Annotated in this window: 6 protein-coding genes and 3 tRNA genes; 7 read left to right on the top strand and 2 right to left on the bottom strand. The window is 40.7% G+C overall.

The genetic code is table 11. From position 1 onward, the window contains the following. The first annotated feature begins 186 nt into the window (after positions 1-186). The 3 genes from PI95_RS26270 (at position 187) to PI95_RS26260 (ending at position 1,785) form a co-directional block, all read left to right on the top strand. Positions 187-267 (top strand) — tRNA-Tyr (locus PI95_RS26270). Between the two features lie 90 nt (positions 268-357). Further along, positions 358-429: transfer RNA gene (locus tag PI95_RS26265), tRNA-Thr, on the top strand. A gap of 186 nt (positions 430-615) precedes the next feature. After that, positions 616-1,785 (top strand): tyrosine-type recombinase/integrase, encoded by a 1,170-nt coding sequence (locus PI95_RS26260; RefSeq protein WP_039748120.1) that lies wholly within the window; start codon positions 616-618, stop codon positions 1,783-1,785. A gap of 16 nt (positions 1,786-1,801) precedes the next feature. On the opposite strand, the gene PI95_RS26255 is transcribed toward PI95_RS26260, so the two are convergent. Both PI95_RS26255 and PI95_RS26250 read right to left on the bottom strand, forming a co-directional pair. Beyond that, positions 1,802-2,458 carry a group I intron-associated PD-(D/E)XK endonuclease gene (locus tag PI95_RS26255; protein ID WP_039748121.1) on the bottom strand — a complete coding sequence of 219 codons (657 nt, stop codon included), beginning with the start codon at positions 2,456-2,458 and terminating at the stop codon, positions 1,802-1,804. Between the two features lie 65 nt (positions 2,459-2,523). Further along, a tRNA-Arg gene (locus PI95_RS26250) sits at positions 2,524-2,596 on the bottom strand. 308 nt (positions 2,597-2,904) lie between these two features. On the opposite strand from PI95_RS26250, the gene PI95_RS26245 reads away from it, so the two are divergent. The 4 genes from PI95_RS26245 to cutA all read left to right on the top strand — a co-directional run bounded on the left by PI95_RS26245 (position 2,905) and on the right by cutA (position 6,082). Further along, positions 2,905-3,564, top strand: a complete 660-nt coding sequence (locus tag PI95_RS26245; RefSeq protein WP_039748127.1) for an Npun_F0813 family protein — start codon at positions 2,905-2,907, stop codon at positions 3,562-3,564. 142 nt (positions 3,565-3,706) lie between these two features. Further along, on the top strand, positions 3,707-4,594 hold the full coding sequence (locus PI95_RS26240; RefSeq protein ID WP_039748129.1) for a hypothetical protein: 888 nt from the start codon (positions 3,707-3,709) through the stop codon (positions 4,592-4,594). A gap of 19 nt (positions 4,595-4,613) precedes the next feature. Continuing rightward, complete coding sequence (locus tag PI95_RS26235) at positions 4,614-5,663, top strand: transposase (RefSeq protein WP_039748945.1); 1,050 nt, start codon at positions 4,614-4,616, stop codon at positions 5,661-5,663. Positions 5,664-5,749: 86 nt separating this feature from the next. Further along, positions 5,750-6,082: a divalent-cation tolerance protein CutA gene (gene cutA, locus PI95_RS26230; protein WP_039748131.1), complete on the top strand. Its 333-nt coding sequence runs from the start codon at positions 5,750-5,752 to the stop codon at positions 6,080-6,082.

Below are 6,082 nucleotides of genomic sequence, written 5' to 3'. Positions count from 1 at the left end.
CTTCTCCCAAAGGGAGACGCTTGCGCGAACGAGAGGCTTCTCTTCGAGACGCTTCGCGAACGCCAACGGCAACTTTGCATAATCGCGAACGGAGGAAACCTCCGCTCAAACTTTCCGCAAATTTGTTTGCAAAAACTATTGGCATTTCTAAAACCTTATGCTACTATTAGTAATCGTGAGATAAATGGGTCGATGTCCGAGTGGTTAATGGAGACGGACTGTAAATCCGTTGCGAAAGCTACGCTGGTTCAAATCCAGCTCGGCCCATCTCACTACAAATCATCAGTGTTGATTTTAGATTGAATTATGCGTTAGCATAGTTGAGAAATTAACACTTACAATGTTTCAAGCTATTTTGCCCGTGTGGCTCAGTGGTAGAGCACACCCTTGGTAAGGGTGAGGTCACGAGTTCAATCCTCGTCACGGGCTTTTGAATATTATAGATTGTAAAGCGGCAAAAGCCTTAATTTATAGGGCATTGCCGCTTGTAAATATTTTACAGAGTGTTTTGAAGGCAACAGTAATAGTTTTTTTCAGGGTAGTTTTGTCTATCTCGATTGCTTTTTGTCTATCATTTGTCTATCATTTAACTGAATACATTATTTTGATAGACAAATGGTAGACAAGGTACAATTGAGAAATCGTAAAGGTTCTGTCGGTATTGAGTCTTTTAGAGGACGGTTGCGGCTTCACTTACCCCGTCAGCTATTTGATGGACAAAACAAATACCTAACCCTTGGGTTGACTGACACTCCAGAAAATCAAAAGCTAGCAGAACAAAAAGTGCATCAAATAGAACTAGACATCGAAGCCGGTTGCTTTGATGAAACACTTGACAAGTACAAACCGCAGAGACATTTATCTATAGTCAAACCATCAGCGCAGAAGGTATCAACAATTTCAGAATTGTGGGATGAATATATTGACTACAAGCGTCAATCTTTAAAACCTACAACGCTGGATAAATTAGCTGTACTTGAAAAACATATTAAACGCTGTCCTTATCAATTATTGGATGAACCTATAAAAATTCGTCTTGCGCTGTTGCAACAAACAACCAATTCACAAGTAAAAGATGTACTGATGTATCTTTCAGCAGCCTGTAAATGGGGAATGAAACACGGTTTAGTTACAAATAATCCTTTTGATGGGATGTATAATGAACTCCCCAAGCACAAATGGCAAGATGATTCACAACCTAATGCTTTCAGTGAAGAAGAAAAGCAAAAAATAATTCAGGCTTTTAGAAATCACAAACCAACTAAAGGTATAGGCTACAGCTATTATGCACCATTTGTAGAGTTTTTATTTTTAACTGGCTGTAGACCTTCCGAAGCGATCGGTTTACAGTGGAAACATGTTATATCGGATTGTTCTAGGATTACCTTTGAAGGTGCGTTAGTTCAGGTAGGTAACGGTGAAAGAGTCAGAGTTAATGGTTCTAAGAATAATAAAAAGCGAGTGTTTAACTGTAACCAAAAACTCCAGCAATTACTTATACAAATTAAGCCGGAAAATCCTGAACCAGAATCTTTAGTATTTCCCTCTCCGGAAGGATTATCAATACATTATAGAAACTTTTCACGCCGTGCTTGGGATAAAATTGTAGATTCTTTAGTAGAACGCAAAACAACCCCATATTCTTGTCGTGATACTTTCATCTCAGAACAAATTGCTAAAGGTGTTCCCACTGCTGTAGTGGCTAAATGGTGTGATAACTCTGTTGAGATGATTGAACAAAAGTATCTTGATAACAAGGTACTTGAGCAGATGAAACCTCTTTAAAAAAGATATCGCTTAACTATTCTTCTATTTTTCCATAAACCTTTTTAACCCAATATCCTCTAGGGGGTTTCTCTATCCCATAAGTCTTACACCATTTTTCTACAGCTTTATCAGATACACCAAAGTCTTTGCCTATTTGCGCTGTTGGCTTTGACCACACTAGTTTTTCTAGTTCTTCTTTAGAAGGTCTTTCTACTTTTCTAGTGTGAATTCTAGAGTCCGGGTTAACCTTTCTGGTTGTTAAGTCTACACCAAATTCTTTATAAGTTCGCTTCAGCGCTTCTTCAGTAAAGTCTGTAAAATCCTCCCACCAGTAAAACGGTGTAGCTGAATTAGGTATTTGGGTATTGATGCAGCAACCACCAAAGTTAATTGATGGATAAACAACTTTATCTATATCAGGTAGATAAACTGCATAAAAGTCAAAGTCTTTTGTATTATACTTTCTCCGGTGGATACCGTTTTTATCCACCCAAATCGTTTTATTTACTACTCTATTGTCTCCAGAATATTTAGCTTGTATTCTGTAAAATTTGTCATCTTTGTACGCAACAAAATCAAAAGGTAAATGCTCGCAAACGACGGGTGTAAGAATTAAGTATCCTTTCAGAGTTAGGTCGGCTATGGCTTTGGTTGCAGCAATATCACCTTTGTTTTTAGTATGATGCAGCAAAATGAACCCTCAATCTGACTTAATCGTATCATCCTACTATGCTTGAGAGTTCGTATTTAGTTAAACGGGTGTGGCAGGAATCGAACCTGCGACTGACTGCTTAGAAGGCAGCTACTCTATCCCCTGAGTTACACACCCAAATTAAATTATTGTCCCTCGAAAGAGTCAGCGTCTATTATATATGTGCTTAAGGGCAAAATGCAATCTATTATAGATTATGCATTTTCACTCCTAGGCTTGAAGAAGTTGCGCTCTGACCAATTTAGACGAAAAACGTTCAATTAGGGAGTATTGCACGCTTGTATATTGTGTTGTGAATGAGTTGGAACAAATGGATACACTCAAACCAAAAGCCCAGAAGAAAGCACTATGAGCCAATAAGCTTGCGGTGCCATTATAGATAGCATATCAAAAATGCCCCTGTCAAAAGTTAATTTCGGTGTGCCATGTTTATTCTCAAACGGCAGGATGTTGAAATATCGTCGATTCAGCACCCAAAACGGGATCAGCAAGTGCCGATCCTTTATTATCAGGAGCTAACGTTTCGTTTGATTAGCGTCTTCAAGGCTAATCAAGAGGAAGAAGCTAGAGCTTTGTGGAGGGAATTAACTGATAATCGAGGTAAAGCCTGTGTCTTGCTAGAGGAACCGGAGCGCTACAGCGTTTGGGGTAAAATCCGTTTAGAGCAACTAGATAGTGAGACTGGTAGTCATAGCAAGACAGGAATTTTGATCCAAGCGAGTTTATTGCTACTGCAAGCGGTTTATATTGACATTGAAGAGCTTTTAGGAACTCGACAAGCGTCATTATTTGAGAAGGATATTGCGGAAGTTTTGCTTGAAAAGCAATTTCCCCAGGTATCTTCATCAGAGACAGCTCGTAACTTGCTGACAACCAACCCATTGCAGTTAGCCAAACTTCCCGCTTGGCAAGAAAATCATGTAATTCTGCTTTTGCAAGAATTGCATCGATTGGGGAAAGGATATTTTGGCAATGCCAACTTTGCAAAACTTGTGGCTGGTACGTTACAAGATATGCCATCAGGAGAGCGATCGCACTTTATCAGTTGGCTAAATCAATCTCCACTGAGTAAACTATGGCAATAACCAACATATACACGGCAGTTTCTTTTGGTGAAAGAATTTTCGACTACGCTTTGAAGTTAAATGAACCCTTTAGTCACATCAAGCGTTGACTGCACCCAATTGCCAAAATACTGCTGTGAATGTATTTATACAGTTAAGCCATATGAGAGCATCTTACAACAATTCATATCCGACTAAATCCCTGTTCAAAACGAGAAACATCGTTTTGGCTAGTATTGCCTGGGGTGTGCTGGCACTATTGTACTTTTTGTTGTTTAGTGCCAAAATTCCAGGAGCAGACGGCACACAAAGTCGTGCTGCCTGGTACGTAATTGGTACAAATATTTTTGAAGCATTGGCTTATTTAAGTGCCGGGATATTATGCTTAAGGAATTGGCGCAGTCCGCAAATTGTCAGCGATCGCAATGTTTGGCTGGCAATTGGCATCGGGATGCTTTCTTATTTTCTTGGCGGAATATTTTTCGGCTATACGGAAATAGTATTAAAAGAAGAGCCAATCGTTTCCCTAGGTGATGTATTTTTTGTGGTGACATATTTGTTCCTTGGTGTAGGCATGATTTTAGCAGTTGCATCTAGGCGACTCAATCTGGAAAAATGGCAGTGGATGATTGTGTTGGCAATTGGAGCATTTGGCAGCGCTTTGGCGTGGCTGATTTCTCAGCAACCACAAGGAGTAGATAAAGTCAGCCTCGAAGTGCCATCAGGGGTAGAAAATATCGCTTTGATTTTAAATACTGTTTACATTGTCAGCGACGTGTTATTGTTAATTATCGCCACCACGCTACTGCTAGCTTTTTGGGGCGGACGAGCTTCTCTATCTTGGCGAATGATTGCAGCCGCAGCGTTTTCGCTCTACATAGCAGATATGTGGTTTCAATATGCTACTAATTGGATTCCCAATTATCAAAGTGGAGAGATACTAGAGGTATTTTGGGTAATGAGTGGAGTGTTATTTGGCATCAGCGCAGCCTTGGAATATGACGCATCTAAAGTGCGATCGCGGCGTGCCGGCGGACGAAAACGAGCTTAACAAAAATTTGGTGTCTACCGTGAGAAAACTAACAGATTCTGATAAACAAGAAATTCTTAAGTTATATCGAGAGACTGCCGAAACAACTTCAACTTTGGCAGAACGCTATGAAGTTAGTAATTCGACAATTAGTCGCTTGCTCAAAAGTACCTTACCAGAAGACGAGTACGAATACCTCGTTTCTTTAAAGCGGGCTGCCCGAACTCCTGAAGGCAGAGCTACGGTAAGCTATGACCAAGTGCAATCGAGAATCATACCACAAAAAGAGAAAGAAGTCAAAGAAGTCGAGGTGAAAGCAACTCCCAAGGAAGAAAGCTTTCCACCCGAATTGCCGAAAACTTCTTTGCCAAGTCCGCGCAAGGCACCTCCAAAAGTCAAAGTTGTTCAGCCTCCACCAGTAGTAGAGGCACAACCTTACCAAGAAGATGAAACCGACGAGGAAGCAGCCGCTAACAGACGGGTGCGCCGGCGTTCCTCAGCACCGACACCGATACCAAGACCTACAGTAGCGGAGCAATTAGAACTTTTAGAACAAAAACCCCAGGAAATAGCTAGTATTCCTAGCCCAATGTTAGAGGGTGAACGTCCAAACCCGACTGTAATCGCGCAAATGCTCGGTGAAGACTTGCTAGACGAGTCAGAGGATTTGGACGATTTAGACGACGATTTAGATGATGATGATTTCGATGAGGATGATGACGACTTTGAAGAGCCAAGACCTTTAGTCACAAGACGAGCTTTAGGTGATATAGCGGTGCAAGTTTTGCCGTTGTCGGCAGCTCATTTGCCCAAAACTTGCTATTTAGTAATCGATCGCTCCTCAGAATTAATCACTCGACCGCTGAAAGATTTTGGCGATTTGGGGCAAATTCCCACCATCGAAACTCAGCAAAGAACTTTGCCGATATTTGATAACCACCGAGTAGCAAAGCGCTTCTCTACCAAGCGCGATCGCGTAATTAAAGTTCCAGATAGTAAAATGCTCCACAAAGCACGAACTCATCTGCAAGCTAAGGGGATCACGCGATTGTTAATTGATGGTCAGGTATATTCTTTGTCTGGTGTTTAATCATTAGTCATGAGTTATAAGTTATTAGCAATTACAAACTCATAACTTATAACTTATAACTATTATTCAATTTATGAGTTGTTGATATGGATAGCTCAGTCGGCTATGGTGTGGTATTAGTGACAACTGCTTCAATAGAAGAAGCAGAAGCGATCGCTAATGCTCTTGTAGAAGCTCAACTCGCCGCTTGTGTAAGTTTACTGCCAATTCACTCAATTTATATTTGGCAAGGAAAACTACATAAAGAGCAAGAATGGCAATTGTTGATTAAAACCGATTTGGCGCTATTTCCCACCTTAGAAGCCAAAATTCGCGAATTGCATTCCTACGAAGTCTCGGAAATCATCGCTCTACCCATTGTCGCCGGTTCTCAACCCTATCTCGAATGGATTGCCGAACAAGTCAAAATTAAAGAGTAG

This window comes from Hassallia byssoidea VB512170 (genome assembly GCF_000817785.2).
Lineage (GTDB): Bacteria > Cyanobacteriota > Cyanobacteriia > Cyanobacteriales > Nostocaceae > Hassallia > Hassallia carrinoi.
The sequence above is the reverse complement of the archived record's forward strand: the minus strand, read 5'-3'. Positions and strand labels throughout refer to the sequence as shown.

What these genes read in the sequence shown, in the direction of transcription:
- PI95_RS26260 (WP_039748120.1), top strand. Translation starts at nt 616, where the DNA reads ATGGTAGACAAGGTACAATTGAGAAATCGTAAAGGTTCTGTCGGTATT.
- PI95_RS26245 (WP_039748127.1), top strand. Translation starts at nt 2,905, where the DNA reads ATGTTTATTCTCAAACGGCAGGATGTTGAAATATCGTCGATTCAGCAC.
- PI95_RS26240 (WP_039748129.1), top strand. Translation starts at nt 3,707, where the DNA reads ATGAGAGCATCTTACAACAATTCATATCCGACTAAATCCCTGTTCAAA.
- cutA (WP_039748131.1), top strand. Translation starts at nt 5,750, where the DNA reads ATGGATAGCTCAGTCGGCTATGGTGTGGTATTAGTGACAACTGCTTCA.